The 16,469-nt window shown below is 76.9% G+C and carries 18 protein-coding genes; 9 read left to right on the forward strand and 9 right to left on the reverse strand.

Annotation, left to right across the window (positions count from 1 at the left end):
• Window positions 1–5: 5 nt before the first annotated feature.
• The 3 genes from malQ to ACI8AX_RS15015 all read left to right on the forward strand — a co-directional run bounded on the left by malQ (window position 6) and on the right by ACI8AX_RS15015 (window position 2,824).
• The gene (malQ, locus tag ACI8AX_RS15005) at window positions 6–1,658 is read left to right on the forward strand and encodes a 4-alpha-glucanotransferase (protein WP_456550689.1); all 1,653 of its coding nucleotides are present in this window, start codon (window positions 6–8) and stop codon (window positions 1,656–1,658) included.
• A 504-nt stretch (window positions 1,659–2,162) separates the two neighbouring features.
• Window positions 2,163–2,543: a hypothetical protein gene (locus ACI8AX_RS15010; protein ID WP_456550634.1), complete on the forward strand. Its 381-nt coding sequence runs from the start codon at window positions 2,163–2,165 to the stop codon at window positions 2,541–2,543.
• 80 nt (window positions 2,544–2,623) lie between these two features.
• Window positions 2,624–2,824 carry a hypothetical protein gene (locus ACI8AX_RS15015; RefSeq protein WP_456550635.1) on the forward strand — a complete coding sequence of 67 codons (201 nt, stop codon included), beginning with the start codon at window positions 2,624–2,626 and terminating at the stop codon, window positions 2,822–2,824.
• On the opposite strand, the gene ACI8AX_RS15020 is transcribed toward ACI8AX_RS15015, so the two are convergent.
• Entirely contained in the window at window positions 2,821–4,086 is a 1,266-nt protein-coding gene (locus ACI8AX_RS15020; protein WP_456550636.1) for an MFS transporter, read from the reverse strand. The genes ACI8AX_RS15015 and ACI8AX_RS15020 overlap by 4 nt on opposite strands.
• A 47-nt stretch (window positions 4,087–4,133) precedes the next feature.
• On the opposite strand from ACI8AX_RS15020, the gene ACI8AX_RS15025 reads away from it, so the two are divergent.
• The 3 genes from ACI8AX_RS15025 to ACI8AX_RS15035 are packed head-to-tail and all read left to right on the forward strand — an operon-like array spanning window position 4,134 to window position 6,341.
• Window positions 4,134–4,589, forward strand: coding sequence for a hypothetical protein (locus ACI8AX_RS15025; RefSeq protein WP_456550637.1), 456 nt, complete (start codon window positions 4,134–4,136; stop codon window positions 4,587–4,589).
• On the forward strand, window positions 4,577–5,425 hold the full coding sequence (locus ACI8AX_RS15030) for a DUF998 domain-containing protein (RefSeq protein WP_456550638.1): 849 nt from the start codon (window positions 4,577–4,579) through the stop codon (window positions 5,423–5,425). Before ACI8AX_RS15025 ends, ACI8AX_RS15030 begins: the two co-directional genes overlap by 13 nt.
• A gap of 49 nt (window positions 5,426–5,474) precedes the next feature.
• On the forward strand, window positions 5,475–6,341 hold the full coding sequence (locus ACI8AX_RS15035) for a universal stress protein (RefSeq protein WP_456550639.1): 867 nt from the start codon (window positions 5,475–5,477) through the stop codon (window positions 6,339–6,341).
• A gap of 7 nt (window positions 6,342–6,348) precedes the next feature.
• Here the strand turns inward: ACI8AX_RS15035 and ACI8AX_RS15040 are convergent, their stop codons facing one another.
• Window positions 6,349–7,275 (reverse strand): DMT family transporter, encoded by a 927-nt coding sequence (locus ACI8AX_RS15040; protein ID WP_456550640.1) that lies wholly within the window; start codon window positions 7,273–7,275, stop codon window positions 6,349–6,351.
• Between the two features lie 63 nt (window positions 7,276–7,338).
• Complete coding sequence (locus ACI8AX_RS15045; protein ID WP_456550641.1) at window positions 7,339–8,082, reverse strand: SDR family oxidoreductase; 744 nt, start codon at window positions 8,080–8,082, stop codon at window positions 7,339–7,341.
• A gap of 84 nt (window positions 8,083–8,166) precedes the next feature.
• Between ACI8AX_RS15045 and ACI8AX_RS15050 the strand changes: the two genes are divergently transcribed.
• Window positions 8,167–9,759, forward strand: coding sequence for a helix-turn-helix domain-containing protein (locus ACI8AX_RS15050; protein ID WP_456550642.1), 1,593 nt, complete (start codon window positions 8,167–8,169; stop codon window positions 9,757–9,759).
• A gap of 18 nt (window positions 9,760–9,777) precedes the next feature.
• On the opposite strand, the gene ACI8AX_RS15055 is transcribed toward ACI8AX_RS15050, so the two are convergent.
• Both ACI8AX_RS15055 and ACI8AX_RS15060 read right to left on the reverse strand, forming a co-directional pair.
• Complete coding sequence (locus tag ACI8AX_RS15055; RefSeq protein ID WP_456550643.1) at window positions 9,778–10,521, reverse strand: DUF5995 family protein; 744 nt, start codon at window positions 10,519–10,521, stop codon at window positions 9,778–9,780.
• 14 nt (window positions 10,522–10,535) lie between these two features.
• On the reverse strand, window positions 10,536–12,389 hold the full coding sequence (locus tag ACI8AX_RS15060; RefSeq protein WP_456550644.1) for a PucR family transcriptional regulator: 1,854 nt from the start codon (window positions 12,387–12,389) through the stop codon (window positions 10,536–10,538).
• A gap of 407 nt (window positions 12,390–12,796) precedes the next feature.
• Between ACI8AX_RS15060 and ACI8AX_RS15065 the strand changes: the two genes are divergently transcribed.
• Together ACI8AX_RS15065 and ACI8AX_RS15070 are read left to right on the forward strand one after the other, a co-directional pair.
• Entirely contained in the window at window positions 12,797–13,780 is a 984-nt protein-coding gene (locus tag ACI8AX_RS15065; protein ID WP_456550645.1) for a DUF2877 domain-containing protein, read from the forward strand.
• A gap of 158 nt (window positions 13,781–13,938) precedes the next feature.
• Complete coding sequence (locus ACI8AX_RS15070) at window positions 13,939–14,229, forward strand: DUF4287 domain-containing protein (RefSeq protein WP_456550646.1); 291 nt, start codon at window positions 13,939–13,941, stop codon at window positions 14,227–14,229.
• A 5-nt stretch (window positions 14,230–14,234) separates the two neighbouring features.
• Here ACI8AX_RS15070 and ACI8AX_RS15075 read toward each other — a convergent pair whose 3' ends face one another.
• The 4 genes from ACI8AX_RS15075 to ribH form a co-directional block, all read right to left on the reverse strand.
• The gene (locus ACI8AX_RS15075) at window positions 14,235–14,675 is read right to left on the reverse strand and encodes an SSI family serine proteinase inhibitor (protein WP_456550647.1); all 441 of its coding nucleotides are present in this window, start codon (window positions 14,673–14,675) and stop codon (window positions 14,235–14,237) included.
• A 1-nt stretch (window position 14,676) separates the two neighbouring features.
• Window positions 14,677–15,543 carry an ATP phosphoribosyltransferase gene (gene hisG / locus ACI8AX_RS15080; protein WP_456550648.1) on the reverse strand — a complete coding sequence of 289 codons (867 nt, stop codon included), beginning with the start codon at window positions 15,541–15,543 and terminating at the stop codon, window positions 14,677–14,679.
• Window positions 15,544–15,635: 92 nt separating this feature from the next.
• Window positions 15,636–15,899 carry a phosphoribosyl-ATP diphosphatase gene (locus tag ACI8AX_RS15085; RefSeq protein ID WP_456550649.1) on the reverse strand — a complete coding sequence of 88 codons (264 nt, stop codon included), beginning with the start codon at window positions 15,897–15,899 and terminating at the stop codon, window positions 15,636–15,638.
• Window positions 15,896–16,420 carry a 6,7-dimethyl-8-ribityllumazine synthase gene (ribH, locus tag ACI8AX_RS15090; protein WP_456550650.1) on the reverse strand — a complete coding sequence of 175 codons (525 nt, stop codon included), beginning with the start codon at window positions 16,418–16,420 and terminating at the stop codon, window positions 15,896–15,898. Before ribH ends, ACI8AX_RS15085 begins: the two co-directional genes overlap by 4 nt.
• Between the last annotated feature and the right edge of the window lie 49 nt (window positions 16,421–16,469).

Here is a 16,469-nt window from a genome sequence, read left to right on the forward strand (position 1 = left end):
TCGAGGTGGACCAGGCCGAGGTCACCCTGGAGGACGGCTCCACCCGGCACGTCGACGGCGAGCTCGACGAGGACTTCCCGCTCGGCTACCACTGGCTGCAGGCGCCCGGCGGGCACCGGAGGCGGCTGATCGTCACCCCGGGCCGGTGCTGGCTGCCCGAGCGCACCTGGGGCTGGGCCGTGCAGCTGTACGCCGTCCGCAGCCGCGACAGCTGGGGCATCGGCGACCTGGCCGACCTGCGGGCGATCCGCGAGATGGCCGCCGCGCAGGGCGCCGGCTTCGTGCTCATCAACCCGCTGCACGCGGTCGCCCCCACCCCCGAGCAGGAGGCCAGCCCCTACCTGCCGGCCACCCGCCGCTTCCGCAACCCGGTCTTCCTGCGCGTGACCGAGGTGCCCGGCGCCTCCGCCGTCGATCTCGAGGAGGACGCCGGCCGCGCGCTGTCCGACGGCGACCTCGTCGACCGCGACGCCGTCTGGGCCCGCAAGCGCGCCGTCCTGCGCCGGGTCTTCGACGCGACCGGCCGCGACGACCCGGCCTTCCCCGACTGGTGGTGGCACCAGGGGCAGAAGCTGCAGGACTGGGCCACCTGGTGCGCGATCGCCGACGAGCACGGCCCCGACTGGCACACCTGGCCCGAGGGCCTGCGCGACCCCCGCAGCGAGGAGGTCGGCCGGTTCGTCGCCGAGCACGAGCGCGACGTCGCCTTCCACGCCTGGCTGCAGTGGTGCCTGCAGCTGCAGTTCGAGCGGGCGGCCGAGGGCATGACGGTGATCCAGGACCTGCCGATCGGCGTGGCCGGCGGCGGCGCCGACGCCTGGACCTGGCAGGACGTGCTGGCCCAGGGCGTGAGCGTCGGCGCGCCACCGGACGCCTTCAACTCCCAGGGCCAGGACTGGGGCTCCCCGCCCCTCGTGCCGTGGCGGCTGCGGCTGGCCGACTACGAGCCGTTCATCGAGTCGATCCGGGCCACGATGGCCGGCGGCGGCGGACTGCGCATCGACCACGTGATGGGCCTGTTCCGGCTGTGGTGGGTGCCGGCCGACGGCAGCGCCGCCGACGGCGCCTACGTGCGCTACCCGGCCGAGGACCTGCTCGGCATCGTCGCGCTGGAGAGCGTCCGCGCGCAGGCGCTGGTGGTCGGCGAGGACCTCGGCACGGTCGAGGAGGGTGTCCGCGAGGCGATGGCCGAGCACGGCGTGCTCAGCTACCGGCTGCTGTGGTTCGAGGACGACGAGCCCGCGCAGTGGCCGGTCGAGGCGATGGCCGCGATCACCACGCACGACCTGCCGACCGTCGCCGGCCTCTGGACCGGTGCCGACCTCGCCGAGCAGCGCGAGCACGGCACGGGCACCGACGAGGAGCTCGAGCGCGGCCGCACCGAGCTGCTCGGCCGGATCCGTGGCGTCGAGGAGGACGCCGAGCCCGCGACGGCGGTGCGCAGGGCGCACGAGGCCCTGGCGACGGCGCCGTCGCTGCTGCTGTCGGCCACGCTGGAGGACGCCGTCGCCGACGAGCGCCGTCCGAACATGCCGGGGACCGTCGACCGGCCGAACTGGTCGCTGCCCCTGCCGGTGCTGGTGGAGGACCTGCCCCAGCACGAGCTGCTTCAGGCGGTGGCCCGCACGCTGGCCGAGGGCGCCGCGAAGCCCGCCTGACGCGCGTCCGGCGTGGGCCCCGGGGTCTCCGGGGCCCACGCCGGACGTGGTGGGGACGGGGTCAGCGAGCGGTCAGGACCCGGCGCCGTCCTGCTCGGCGGTGCCGGAGCCGCGGCCCTGCTCCAGGACGTCGGCGCCCGGGCCGCCGACCAGCCGGTCGTCGCCGAAGCCCCGGACAGCACGTCGGCTCCGTCGTCACCGGCCAGGACTCGTCCCCGTCGCCGCCGCAGACCACGTCGTCGCCGTTGCCGCCGGTGACGGTGTCGTCCCCGCCGAGACCCACCCCCGTCGGCGGGGAGGGCCGCATCACGCCGGTCGCCTGACGGTCGACAGCACCCCTCCCGGACGCCCCGCCGGTGCCCGCCTCCCCATGGGCGCCGGCGGGGCGTCCGTCGTCCACCTGCGGGCGACGCCGTTGCCGGAGCCGGCTCCCGGCGCCCGGACGCGCTGCCCGGGAGGCGTGTCGACCGAACACGTGTTCGACCGCCGTGCCACACTCTCCCCGTGGCCGGCGGGATGCATCGGGGGCGGTCGAGACCCTCCCTGGAGGAGCGCGCCGCCCGCTCCGGCGTCCCCCGCGCCGAGGAGGACTGGGACGCCCCGTTCCCGCAGACGGCGGCGGCCGCGGCCCCGGCGGCCCCGCCGCCGCCCGACGTCCGCGACCTGCCCGCCCCTCCCCCGGTCACCCGCCGGGCCGACGGGCGCGGGCGGCACTGCTGGGTGCACGACCCGCCCGGCGCACCCGGCGTGTGGCCCGGGCTGCTGGTCGAGTGGCGGCAGACCGACGAGGGCTGGCACGGCCGGGTGGCCTTCACCGTCGCCGGGCCGGCCGGGTCGGTGCTGATGGAGGCCTGGCTGCCGGCCGCCGCGCTCGAGCAGCGCTGACCAGGCACTGCGCGGTTACCGCGGCGGGCGCCGGGCTATGGCCCCTGGCGGCACACCCGAAGAGAGAGCGGAGGACCGCGATGAGCACCCCGGACGAGCCGACGCTCGACGACGTCATGGACACCCAGGAGTCGGCGCCCCGCGACCGCTCGCAGCACGCCGGCGGCTACGACCGCCCCAACGACGACGCGCTGCAGCACCGCGCCGAGCAGGAGCGGCAGGCCGTCGGCTCCGACGACGCGGACCCGGCCGGCGACCAGATCCACTCGGCGACCGACTAGCGGTCGGACGGGGCGAGCGCCCGGGTGCGGCCCAGCACCACGGTCAGCGCCAGCGCCGCGGCGCTCGTCCCGCCCGCCAGCCACACGACGGCCGGCCACCCGCCCGTCGCCCAGGCCCGGCCGGCTCCCGTGCCGGCCACCGACGAGCCGACGTAGTACCAGAACGAGTACAGCGAGGCGGCCTGTCCCACGGCCCGCTCCCCGTACGCCGCCCGCGTGGCCACCCAGGAGCTGGCCACCCCGTGCGCCGCGAAGAACCCCGTCGTCAGCACGCACAGCCCGACGACGAACAGCCCCAGCGGCGCGGCGAGCGTGAGCAGCACCCCGCCGAGCATCACCCCCACCGCGACCGGGACCACCAGCCGCGGGCTCCACCGGTCGGCCAGCGCCCCGGCCGCCGGCGAGCTCGCCGAGCCGAGCAGGTAGGCGAGGAACACCAGCCCGGCGACCGAGGGGGTCAGCGCGTACGGCGGGTCCTCCAGCCGGAACGTCGCGGCGTTGTAGACGGCGACGAACCCGCCCATGAGCAGGGCCGCCACCGCGTACAGGCCGACGAGGACGGGGTCGGTGAACGCCGCGGCCAGCTGCCGGGCCAGCGGGCCGGTCCGCGGGACGGGCCGGAAGCGGCGGGACGGCGGCAGCAGCACCCACACCGCCGCCGCGCACACCGCCGTCAGCGCTGCGATGCCGCCCATCGTCGTCCGCCAGCCGCCCAGGTCGGCCAGGAACCCGCCCAGCACCCGCCCCGACAGGCCGCCGATGGCCGTGCCGCCGACGTACAGGCCGATGCCCCGCGAGGACACCGAGGGGTGCAGTTCCTCGCGCAGGTAGGCCACGCCCACCGCGGGCAGCCCCGCCAGCGCGAAGCCCTGCAGGGCCCGGACGACGAGCAGGAGCTCCCACGTCGGCACCACGGCCAGCAGCGCGGCCAGCACGACCGAGGCGGCCAGGCTCGTCCGCAGGATCGCCGTCCGGCCGCGCCGGTCCGACACCGGGCCGAGCACCAGCAGGCCCACCGCCAGCCCGGCGGTCGCCACCGAGACCGCCAGCGTCGCCGCGCCGGGCGAGACCCCGAACGACCGGGTCAGCTCCGGCAGCAGCACCTGCGGCTCGTAGAGCAGCGCGAAGGTGGCCAGCCCGGCCAGGAAGGTCGCCAGTGAGGCCCGGCGCAGGCCGCGGGACCCGGCGCGGTGCCCCTCCGGCAGCCGCTCCCCTCCGGCCCCGGTCGCCGTCCCGGGTCCGGGGGCGGGAGCGGCGGGCACGACCGCCATCGTCCTCCCCGCCGCGCGCCGGCTGGTTGGCTGGGCGGGTGCCCCGGCTCTCCCCGACCGACGTCGCCTGCTGGGTGCTCAAGAGCACGCGGCGCCCCGCGGAGATCGACCCCGGCTGGGCGGCCGGCGAGCGGCGCCGGCTGAGCCGCTGCGTGCGCCGGTCCTACCGGCTGGGCCTGATGCGCCCCGGCGACCCCTGCCTGCTGTGGGTCAGCGGCCGGACCGCGCCCGGGGTGCACGCCGTCGGGGTGCTCGACGGGGCCGTGGCCGAGGGCCCGGGCGGACCGGAGGTCGCGGTCCACCTGACCGTCCTGGCCGAGCCGGTGCCGCGCGGCGAGCTGCTGGCAGACCCGGTCGCCGCCGGCGCGGAGGTGCTGCGGATGCCCGCGGGGAGCAACCCGTCGTGGCTGTCGGCCGGGCAGTTCGCCGTCGTCCGGGCGTGGGTGGCGCTGCCCGACGGCTCCCAGGACCGGCTGGGACCATGGGCCCCGTGACACCCGTCCGGCTGCGCCTCGGCGCCCTCCTCTGGCTGCTGACCCTGCAGTTCTTCGTCGTCGAGACCGTCGTCGCGTCGGCGTACGAGGGCTACTCCCACGTCGACGACACGATCAGCCTGCTCGGCTCCTCGGTCTCCCCCGACGCGGCGCTGATGAACGTGTCGTTCGTGGTCCAGGGGGCGCTGGTGCTCGGCGGCCTCGTGCTGCTGCGCCCGCTGCTGCTCGGCCGGGGCGCCCAGGTGGCCACGGCCATGCTCGCCGTCGCGGCGGCCGGCGTGGTGGTCGTCGGGCTGCTCCCCCTCGGCGACGACGACACCTGGCACCGCTTCGGCGCCGCCCTCTACCTGCTGGGGACCGGGGTCGGGCTCGTCGGGCTCGCCTACTCCGTGCGGCCCCGCTCGGAGGCGGTGGGGACGACGCTCGCGCTGCTGGGCCTGGTGAGCACCGCCACGACCGTCTTCTACCTCGCCGCCGTCACCGGGTACCTGGGCGAGGGCGGCACCGAGCGGGCCGCCGCCTACCCGCTGCCGATCGGGCTCGCATTCACGGCGGTCGCCCTGCTCCGGCTGGGCGACCGGCCGCTGCAGGTCGTCCCGGCCGAGGACGAGGAGGGCCGCACCACCCGCCGCGCCGAGCGGGAGCAGGCCCGCGAGGAGCGCGCCCGCCGGGCACGGGAGCGGGACGAGGCGCTGGAGGCCGCCGCGGCCCGGGCCGCGGCCGACCGCCGCGCCGCCGAGGCCGGGCGGGAGGAGCCCCGGCCCGCCGCCACCGAGGACGACGACGACTTCGACCCCGACGACCCCTGGGCCACCCCGCGCCGCCGCGACTCCTGAGGCCCGGCCCGCCGGGCGGGCCGCCGAGCCGACCGGCGAGGATGGGGCCATGACGACTCCGGGAACGCTGCGGGTGCTGGTCGGGTACGACGGATCGCCGAGCGCGGTGGCCGCCATCGAGGCGGCCGCGCGCCTGGCCCCCTCTGCCACGGCGACGGTCGTGCACCTGTGGGAGCCGCCCTTCACCTCACCGGCGCTGCGCCAGCGGTTGGCCGGCCGGGCCACCGGCCTCGAGCAGCTCGGCGAGCTGCTGGAGCAGGAGGGCCGCGCCGAGGCCGAGCGGCTCGCGGGCAACGGCGTCGCGCTGGCCCGCGCGGCCGGCTGGGACGCCGGGCCGATGGTGCTGCGCGCGTTCGGGGGTGACGGCTACCAGTTCGCGCGCACCGCCGAGGAGCACGGCGCCGACCTCGTCGTCGTCGGCTCCCGCGGCCTGACCGGCCTCAAGGCCGTGATGGGCAGCGTGTCCGAGCTGGTCGTGCACGTCAGCCCCGTGCCGGTGCTCGTCGTGCCCCACCCGCTGACATCCGCCGAGTGGACGGCGGCCGCGTCGGGCCCGGTCGTGGTCGGCAGCGACGGCTCGGCCGGGGCCTCCCTGGCCGCGGAGACCGCCTCCCGCTTGTTCCCGGGCCGCGAGCGGCTGCTGATCGCCGTCGAGGAGCCCGGCGAGGGCCCCGGCCCGACCGCACCCGAGGGGGCCGAGCTGATCACCGTCCCGCGGCACGGCCGGCCGGGCAGCGAGCGGGCCACGGCCGCGGCGCTGGCCCAGTTCGCCGCCGAGCGCGGCGCGGGCGTGCTGGCCGTCGGCAGCCGCGGCAACTCGACCGGGCGCGAGCTGCTGCTGGGCAGCGTCGCCCGCGAGGTCCTGCACTGCGCCCACCGGCCGGTGCTCGTCGTCCCCTCCGGCCGCGAGGGCTGAGCGGGCGTCACCCGCTGACGGCGGCCTCCTGCGGCACCACCGCGGGAGACCGCCGGTCGCGGCGGCGGGAGACCGCGACCCCGGCCAGGCACACCACCCCGCCGACGACGGCCAGCACCGGCGGCACCTCGTCGAGCAGGAGCCAGGCGAACAGGATGACCAGCGGCGGCACGAGGTAGGTCGTCACGCCGAGCCGGCCGGCGTCGGTGCGGGCCAGCGCGTAGGCCCAGGTGCTGAAGGCGATCGCGGTGGGCACCGCCCCCAGGTAGACCATGCCGAGCACCGACGACAGCGGCGCCTCGGTCACCTCGCCGGCCAGCACCCCCGCCCACGGCAGGCAGCAGACCGCGCCGATCGCGCACGCCGTGAGGGTCACCTGCAGCGCCGGCAGCCGGCGCAGCACCACCTTCTGCGCCACCACGCCGATCGCGTACCCGACCGCGGCGACCAGGCAGAAGACCACCCCGACCACGTCGGCGTCCCCGCCGCTGGTCGACAGCCCGATGAGCAGCACGCCGGCGAAGGCGATCGCGATCCCGGCCAGCAGCCACCGCGGGAAGCCCTCGCCCAGCCAGACCCCGGCGAGGACGGCGATGAGGATCGGCCCCACGTTGGCCAGCAGGGACGTCGTCCCGGCGTCGAGATGCTGCTCGGCGGCGTTGAGCGCGACGTTGTAGACGGCGAACCAGCCGACCCCGCAGACGGCGAGCAGCCCCCACTCGCGGCGGGTCGGCGCCACCCAGCCGCGCCCGAGGGCGAGGACGCCGAGCACCGCGGTGCCCACCAGCAGCCGGCCCAGGGCCAGCGCGCCGGGCGAGAGGTCCTCGCCGACCGCGCGGATGCCGACGAACGCCGACGCCCAGGCCAGGACGGTCACCACGACCGCGGCGGGCACCAGGAGGGCACGGGCGGCCGGCGCCGCGGGGCTCTGCACGCCCTGCACACTAGGTGGCGGCCGCGCCGTCCCTCCGGCGGTTTCCGGACACGGCGTGCCCGGTCATCCGCGCAGGTGGGCGGCGTAGGTGCGCCGTCCCCGCTCGCCGTCGGTGGGCAGCGCCGCGCCGTCGCGGAACGCCGTGCTCAGCCGGCCCGGGACCGGCGTGGACACCACGTGCGTCCCCGGCTCGCGGGCGGCGGCCCAGGCCCGCGCCAGGTCGGCGACGGCCAGCTCCTCCGGACCGCCGTACTCCACGACGTCCCCGCTCGGTGCCTGCCGGGCCACCCGGGCCAGGTACTCCCCCGCGTCGGCGACGTCGACCGGCTGGACGCGCCAGCCCATCGGCACCGGCAGCACCGGCCCCTTGCGGGCGCTGGCCAGCAGCTCGTCGACGAAGCCGTGGTACTGGGTGACCCGCACCAGCGTCACCGGCAGCCCGGAGGCGAGCAGCACCTGCTCGGCCGCGTACTTGGCCCGGTAGTAGCTCCACGGGATCCGGTCGACGCCGACGATCGACACGTACACCAGGTGCCGCAGCCGGTCCCGGTCCACCGCCTGCACCAGCCGGCGGGTGCCGGCCACGTCGACGGTCCAGGCGTCGCGCGGGTCGCTGGCCGCGTGCACCACCAGCTCCGCCCCGGCCAGGGCCTCGCGCAGCCCGTCGCCGCCGGCCAGGTCGCCCCGCACGCCGTCGGGGCCCGCCCCCGACCGGGACATCAGTCGCAGCCGCCCGCCGTCGCGTCGCAGCGCCTGCACGAGCGAGGGGCCGAGCCGTCTCGAGGCCCCGGTCACGAGAACGTCCACCCCGCCAGTCTGGCCGGACCGGTCCGTCCGGGACACCGGCGTGCCGCCGCAGGCCCATCTCACATAAGAGATAGCGTGCCCGGCGTGACGCTCACCGAGGCCCCCCTCGACCCCAGCTCCGCGCCCGACCCCGGCGACGGGTCGCCCGCTCCCGAGTCCACCGCCATGCGGCGCGTGGGCACCCTCGTGCGCGACGCCCGCCGCCACCGCGGCCTCACCCAGGCCCAGCTCGCCGAGCGGCTGGGCACCAGCCAGAGCGCCGTCGCCCGCATCGAGCAGGGCGGGCAGAACCTGACGCTGGAGCTGCTGACCCGTCTGTCCGAGGCGCTGGACAGCGAGCTCATCACCCTCGGCCCGGCCGGGCCGACGCACCTGCGGGTCACCGGCGGCACCCCGCTGCAGGGCCGCGTCACCGTGAAGTCGTCGAAGAACGCCGCCGTCGCCCTGCTCTGCGCCGCGCTGCTCAACCGCGGCCGCACCACGTTGCGCAACGTCGCGCGCATCGTCGAGGTGGAGCGGATCCTCGACGTCCTGCGCTCCATCGGCGTCTCCGCCGAGTGGGACGCCGCCGGCCGCGACCTCGCCCTCGTCGTCCCCGATGAGCTCGATCTCGACGGCATCGACGCCGACGCCGCCCGCCGGACCCGCAGCATCATCATGTTCCTCGGGCCGCTGCTGCACCGGGCCGAGACCTTCCGGCTGCCCTACGCCGGCGGCTGCGACCTCGGCACCCGCACGGTCGAGCCGCACATGATCGCGCTGCGCCGCTTCGGCCTGGCGGTCGAGGCGCACGCCGGCGAGTACCACGCGACCGTCGAGGCGCCGCCGAGCGCCGACCGCACCATCGTGCTCACCGAGCGCGGCGACACCGTCACGGAGAACGCGCTGCTCGCCGCCGCCCGCACCGACGGCACCACGACGATCCGCAACGCCAGCTCCAACTACATGGTCCAGGACCTGGTCCTGTACCTGCAGCTGCTCGGCGTGCAGATCGAGGGCCTGGGGACGACGACGCTCGTCGTGCGCGGGCGGCCGGTGCTCGACGCCGACGTCGACTACACGATCAGCGAGGACCCGGTCGAGGCGATGAGCCTGCTGACGGCCGGGATCGTCACCCGCTCGGAGCTGACCGTGTGCCGCGCGCCGGTCGAGTTCCTCGAGATCGAGCTCGCCGTCCTCGCCGAGATGGGGCTGCGCTACACGCTCTCGCCGGAGTACCGGGCGGCCAACGGCCACACCCGGCTGGCCGACATCACGATTCACCCCTCGGACCTGCGGGCGCCGATCGACAAGATCCACCCGATGCCGTTCCCGGGCCTCAACATCGACCACCTGCCGTTCTTCGCGGTGATCGCGGCGGCCGCCGAGGGCTCGACGATGATCCACGACTGGGTCTACGACAACCGGGCGATCCACCTGTCCGACCTCACCCGCCTGGGCGCCGACGTCCGGCTGATGGACCCGCACCGCGTGCTGGTCAGCGGCCCCACCCGCTGGCGAGCCGCGGAGGTGGTGTGCCCGCCGGCGCTGCGGCCGGCCGTCTGCCTGCTGCTGGGCATGCTCGCGGCCAAGGGCACCTCGGTGCTGCGCAACGTCGACATCATCGCCCGCGGTTACGAGCACCTCTACGAGCGCCTGGTGGAGATGGGCGCCTCGATCGAGGTCTTCCGCGACTGAGGCCCGGCCCGTCGGCGCTCAGCCCGGCGTCAGGCTGACGCCGAAGCCGGTGACCGCCAGCCGCAGCAGCACCGGACCCGGACGGCGGAGGTCGGCCACCCGGGCCTCGCTGAGCGCCTCGAGCTCGGTGACCCGCGCCGCCAGCGCCTCCGGCCCGCGCAGCCGGGCCTCGTGCAGGGCGGTGGCGTTGGCCCACACCTTGCGCCGGGACTCGCGCAGCAGCACCCGTGCCGACGCGCGGTTGACCCCGACGGCCAGGCGGTCGAGCACCGTGCGGCGGCTGCCCGCGGCCTGCAGCGCGAGGTCCTCGGCGGCGACCCGGCCGGCCAGGACGGCGTCGATGCGCTCGTGGTCGCGCTCGCGGCGGGCCCGCACGACCGGGTCGGCGAAGTCCGCGGCCGGGATGACGCGCACCAGCGACTGCGGCAGGTCGAAGTTGATGTGGGCGTTCATCCCGAGCAGCACGTGCGCTTCCGGCCGGGCGGCGGCGCCGGTCCCGAGGGCCTCGCGCCAGGGCCCGGGCGCGGCCGCCGGGTCGTGCCGGTACGCCTCCAGCGCGTCGAGGTACAGCTCGGCGAAGTCGACGTCCCAGTCGCTCACCCACGCCGGGTCCTCGAACAGGCCGGCGTCGATGGCCGCGCCGACCGCCCGCGTGGTGCGCAGGTAGGTGCCGAGGAAGTGCCGCGCCGGGTCCCCGGACGCCTCCATGGGGGCGAGCAGGTCCTCCATGCGCGCCACGAGGGCGTCGACGGCCTCCGTCATCGAGTCGCCCCGGCTCAGATGAGGGCGTCGAGCCCGTCGTCCGGCGGAAGCAGACCGGCGTCCACCGGCGGGCGGTGCGGCTGGTCCAGCCCCCGCATGCGCGCCGCGTGCAGCGCCAGCAGCAGGTTCAGCCGCAGCGTCGGGTCGGTGGTGAAGGGCCCGAGCAGCCGCTCCAGCTTCCCGATCCGGTAGCGCATCGTGTTGTAGTGGAAGTGCAGCCGGCGGGCGGACTCGGCGACGTTGAGGTTGGTCTCCAGCAGCACCCGCAGGGTCTCGCGCAGGTCGGCGGAGTCGGGGTCGGTCGCGTCGGCCAGCGCGCCGAGCACCTCGTCGACGTAGCTGCGCAGCTCGGTGCTGTCGGGGATCAGCGACAGCAGCCGGAAGACGCCGAGCTGGTCGAAGTGCGTGACCGCCGAGGGGCCGTGGATCTCCTGGCCCACGCCCAGCGCCCGCTGCGCCTGCTGGTAGGCCTCGCCGAGCGCCGACAGCGACCCGGCGGGCCGGCCGATGCCGGTGGCCAGCACCCGGCCGACCCGGCGCACGCGGGCGTTCACGCGCGAGGTGACGGCGGCGACCAGCGAGCTGATCTCCTCCGGGCTGCGCCCGTCCAGCGGCAGCACGGTGACGATCTCCGTGGAGAGCCCCGCCACGGCGGCGCCGGCGACCTCGCCCTCCAGCGCCGAGCGCCAGCCGTCGGCCAGCCGGTCGAGGACGTCCAGCGCGCGGGTGGGGTCGGCCGTCGGGTCGGCGGCGGTCTCGGTCGCCGTCACCAGGACGACGACCGGCCCGTCCAGCCGCCAGCCGAACGACCGCGTCTGGGCGAGCACCCGCTCGGTGTGCCGCAGGGACCCGGCGACCAGCCGGCGCACCAGGTCGCCCTGGAAGCGCAGCTCGACCGAGTGCACCGCCTGCTGCCGGATCACCGACAGCGCGGCGACGACCGCGGCCCGCTCGAGCACGCCGCCGGCTCCCCACAGCAGCGGGCCGGTGCGGTGGACGGCGACGAGCCACCCCTGCCGCTGCTCGCCGGCCACGATCGGCGCGACGGCGTACTCCCCGACACCGCCGGGCAGCTGGTGGTGCCCGGGGACGAGCAGGATGCCGTCGGCCGGGGAGAGGTCGGCGTCGGCGAGCACCTCGGCCGGGGTGACCACGGCCTGCACGGCGCGCTGCCCCGAGATCCGCCGCGCGGGCGCCATCTCGGCCATGAGGTCGTCGGCGGCGGCGTCGAGCAGCCAGAGCCAGTCGCTGATCTCGGTGACGTCCTCGGGCGGCCCGGCGCTGGTGACGATCTCGCGGTCGGGACCCAGCCCCAGGACCGCGGCCCCCTCGAGGTAGTTGGCCAGCTGGTCGGTCACCTCGGCCAGCCCGCCGCCGCTGAGCGCGACGTCGATGAACTGGTCGTGCATCCGCAGGGACAGCGCCAGCGCCTCGCCCTGCTTGGCCACCACGGCGCCGAGGACCTCGGAGACGACCTCGTCCATGCGGACGTCGGCGGGCACCGCCAGCACCGGGAAGTCGCGCCGGTCGGCCTCGGCCAGCACCTCCGGTGGCACCGGCGCCGGCCCCTCGGTGCGCCGGAAGGCCAGGCCCGCCGTCCCCATGGAGACCAGGCGCTCGACCAGCGCCCGGCAGTTGGCCGCGTCGGCCGGGGGCAGCCGGGCGCCGAGCACCACGAGGACGTCGGGACCGGCGACCGACAGCGGGTCGGCCGGGTCGTCGACCACCATGTGCCGCACGAGCCGCTGGCTGCCGCCGCTCCCGGCGACGATCTCGGTGCCGGTGAGGCCGGGGAGCCCGAGCGCCTCCTCGAGGGTGAGCCCGGAGCGCTCCTGCCAGCTGGCGTGCTGGGGGCGGACGTCGGTCACCGGGCCCCCCGCGGGGTCCCCGGGACCGCCGTGTTTGAGTGGTGAGGGCCGCGGGTAGGACCCTCGACCGCCCTGACGCACCGGAATCGTGTCGTCACCGGGCGTGCTCCTCCCCTGCGCGTCATGACTCTTCGTGGCCGTTCGCTCATGCAGCGTCCGTATGGGCGCTCCATGGATGGCGTCATTCTGTCAGGAGTCCCCGTCCGCCCGGGGCCATTCTTGGCGACATCCGCCATATTTCGGCCCGCGACGCGCCGAATAGGTTCGAAGCCCGGAACCACCCCGCTCGCTGGATGGTAGGTGGCCACCGCTCCCCCGGTGCCCCGGCCCCCCGCTGGGCAGGACGGCGCCGGGCGGGAGCGCCGGTCAGGGGGAGCTCCCGCCGCTCCAACGGGGAAGGGCCTCCGATGCACACGATCGACCACACCACGCCGGCCGCTCCGGGTCGCGGGCACGCCGCCCGCGCGGGCGTGCCGACCATCCCGCTGCCCCGCGAGTCGGCCCAGGCCACCGCGCGGACCGCCGCGGTCTCCCGGGCCGCGAGCGCGGTGCCGGCCTCCGCAAGCACGGGCGTGGCAGAGCTGCTGCGCGGGCCGGTGCGGCCCGCGCGGGTGCTCGCCAGCATGCCCGCCGCCGTCTACCTCCAGGTGGCCACCGACCGCGGCTCGGACGTCGTCGGCGTCCTCACCAGCGACGCGGCGCGCCTGCCGCTGGGCTGCGTCCTCTTCCGGCCGAGCAACGGCCGCCCGCTCGTCGCCCTGCCCGCCGGGGCGCCGGCCGAGGTCGGCGGCGGCCGCATCGTCGTCGGCGACCTCGCGGTGAGCGCCGCGGCGTGGTGGGACCCGCGGCCCAAGCTGCCCAGCCTGCGGCCGGCGCTGCTGCCCGAGGGCGTCCGCCAGCTGCGCACCGCGCTCTACGGCGAGGGCCCGCACAGCGCCTTCAACCTCCCCGGGCTGCCCGGGGGCCCCGGTGGCCCGCTGGCCGCGCTGCGCGGCGCCGTCCGCCGCGCCGACCTGGACGCCGCGCTCCGCACGGCCACCCGGCTGATCGGGCTGGGCCCGGGCCTCACGCCCGCCGGGGACGACGTCATGGCGGGCACCATGGCCGGGCTGGTCCTGCTCGGGCACCCCGCGGCCGACCGGTTCGCCGCCGGCGTCTACGCGCTGGCCGCCGGCCGCACGACCGAGCTGTCCCGGGCGCTGCTGCGGCACGCCGCGGCCGGCCGGGTCAGCGGCGAGTACGCGGCCGTCCTGCAGGGCCTGGTCGGCGAGCGGCCGCTGGGCCCCGCGATCGCCGGGCTGATGGCGACCGGCTCCACCAGCGGCCGGGCGATGGCCCTGGGCCTGTCCACCGCGATCGACCTGGTCGACCGCACCACGCGCCCGCGCTGAGCATCCCCGCCGCGAGCCCTCGTCCTCCGGGACGGGGGCTCGCGGCGCGTCCGGGCGCCCGCGCCGGACGGGCCACCGATGAGTCCGGCGCCGCCGGCACGTCTCCCCTGCCGACGACGTCCGGCCGCGCGGCCGGACCGGGACCCCAGGAGCTGCGAATGTCCTTCCAGGCCTACCTCGACGCGATCGAGGAGAAGACCGGGCTCACCCCGCGCCGGCTGGTCGAGCAGGCGCGGGAGCGGGGCTTCGAGGGCCCGGCCACCAAGGCCGGCCCGGTGCTGGCCTGGCTGGCCGAGGAGCACGGCCTCGGCCGTGGCCACGGCATGGCACTGGTCCACGTGATCAAGAACGGGCCGACGATCAGCGGCAGGCACGTGGGCGGCAGCGGGGCCCACCGCGACGAGTCCGACACCCTCTGGCTCGACGGGCGGGCGACGAAGCCCGCCTGAGCCGCTCAGTCGAGGACGCCGACCGGTCCGGGCAGCAGCGGCCCGAGGGCGTCCCACTGGCCGATGCGGCAGCCGTCGGTCCGCGACAAGGCGAGGTCGACCGGCTCGCCCGCCCAGGTCCCGACCACCCGCGCGGTCTGCGGGCCGCCGTACTGCTCGGTGCAGGCGACGTCGTCCGGCAGCGGCGCGAACGGGTCCTCGAGCCCGGCGAGGTGGTCACAGGCGGCCTGCGGGTCGGGCAGCGTGCCCCCGGCCGGGTCGCCGCAGGTCAGCGTGTACTCCTCGGCCGGGCCGCCGTCGCCGCGGTCGACGGTGACCGTCAGCCCGTCGGCCGAGGCCGGGGGCGCGGGTGCAGGTGCGCCGGCGTCGCCGCCGTCCGGGCGGTCGGCACACGCGGCCGTGCCCAGCGCTGCCGCCAGCGCGACGAGCACCAGCAGCGGCCGCACGTCAGATCCGGCAGGCGTGGATGCTCGTGACGAGGATGGCGCGTGCGCCCAGCTCCCACAGCTCGTCCATGAGCCGGTTGGTCTCGGTCTGGCGGACCATCGCCCGCACCGCCGACCAGCCCTCGGTCTGCAGCGGGCTGACCGTCGGCCCCTCCAGCCCCGGGGTGATCGCGGTGGCCTGCTCGAGCAGGTGGTTGGGGCAGTCGTAGTCCAGCAGCACGTACTGCCGGGCGACGAGGACCCCGCGCAGGCGGCGGCGGAGCTGCTCGATGGCCGGGCTCTCCTCGGTGCCGCCGCGGCGCACCAGCACCGCCTCGCTGGTCAGCACCGGCTCGCCGATGATGTGCAGCCCGGCCGCACGCAGCGTCGTCCCGGTCTCCACGACGTCGCAGACCGCGTCGGCCACGCCCAGCCGGCAGGCGGTCTCCACCGCGCCGTCGAGCTTGACCACGCCGGCGTCGATGCCGTTGTCGTCCAGGTAGCGCTGCAGGAGCACCGGGTAGGCGGTGGCGATCCGCTTGCCGGCCAGCTGCTCGGGCTTCTCGATGCCCGACTCGACGGGGCTGGCGAAGCGGAACGAGGAGCGGCCGAAGCCCAGCGGCATGACCTCCATCGCCGAGGAGCCGGCGCCGTCGGCCGGCGCGGTCTCGAGCAGCATGTCGCGGCCGGTGATGCCGACGTCGAGGGTGCCGGCGGCGACGTAGACGGCGATGTCGCGCGGGCGCAGGTAGAAGAACTCGGTGTCGCTGTCGGGGTCGTAGACGGCGAGGTCCTTGGTGCTGCGCCGCTGCCGGTAGCCGCTCTCGGCGAGCATCTCGGCGGCCGGTTCGCTCAGGGCTCCCTTGTTGGGGACGGCGACGCGCAGCACAGACGAGCTCCTTCGACGGATGAGGACCCATGGCCCCGCTGCAGGGGCCCGCGCCGAGCGTGCGAGGCGTGGGGGGGCAGCGGGGTCCTTACTCAGAGGTGAGCGTAGACGTCGTCGAGGGTCAGCCCCCGCGCCAGCATGAGGACCTGCACCCGGTAGAGGAGCTGGCTGATCTCCTCGGCGGTGCGCTGCTCGTCCTCGTGCTCGGCGGCCATCCACGACTCGGCGGCCTCCTCGACCACCTTCTTGCCCGCCGCGTGCACGCCGTCGCGCACCGCCGCCACCGTGCCGGAGGCCGGGTCGCCGGCGGCGACCTTGCCGGAGAGCTCGGCGAACAGTTCGTCGAAGGTCTTCACGCTCGTCCTCCCGGGGCCGGGTCCGCGGTGAACCCGGTGGTCCGCTGCGGCGCACGCAGGGCGCGCAGGGTCAGTGCCGTGGCCAGGGCCGCGACGGCGGCCTCCCAGCCCTTGTCCTCGGCCGAGCCGGGCAGCCCCGCGCGGTCGCGGGCCTGCTCCTCGGTGTCGCAGGTCAGGACGCCGTTGCCGACCGGCCGGCCGGCGTCCAGCGAGACCCGGGTGAGCCCGGCGGTCACCGCGTCGCAGACGTACTCGAAGTGCGGCGTCCCGCCCCGGACGACCACGCCCAGCGCCACGACGGCGTCGTGCCGCTCGGCCAGCGCCTGGGCGACGACCGGCAGCTCCACGGCGCCGGGCACCCGGACGACGGTCGGCGCCGGGACCCCGCAGGCGCGCGCCGCCGCGACCGCGCGCTCCAGCAGCGCGCCGGTGATCTCGGCGTGCCAGGTGGTGGCGACGACGCCCAGCGACAGCCCGGCGGCGTCGACCGGCTCCGCCGCGGGGGCGCCCGTCCCGCTCACGCCGCCTCCTCGCTGATGCTCGTCGACCGCGCCCGCGGCCCCGCTGCCC

It is taken from the genome of Blastococcus sp. SYSU D00813 (genome assembly GCF_054050735.1).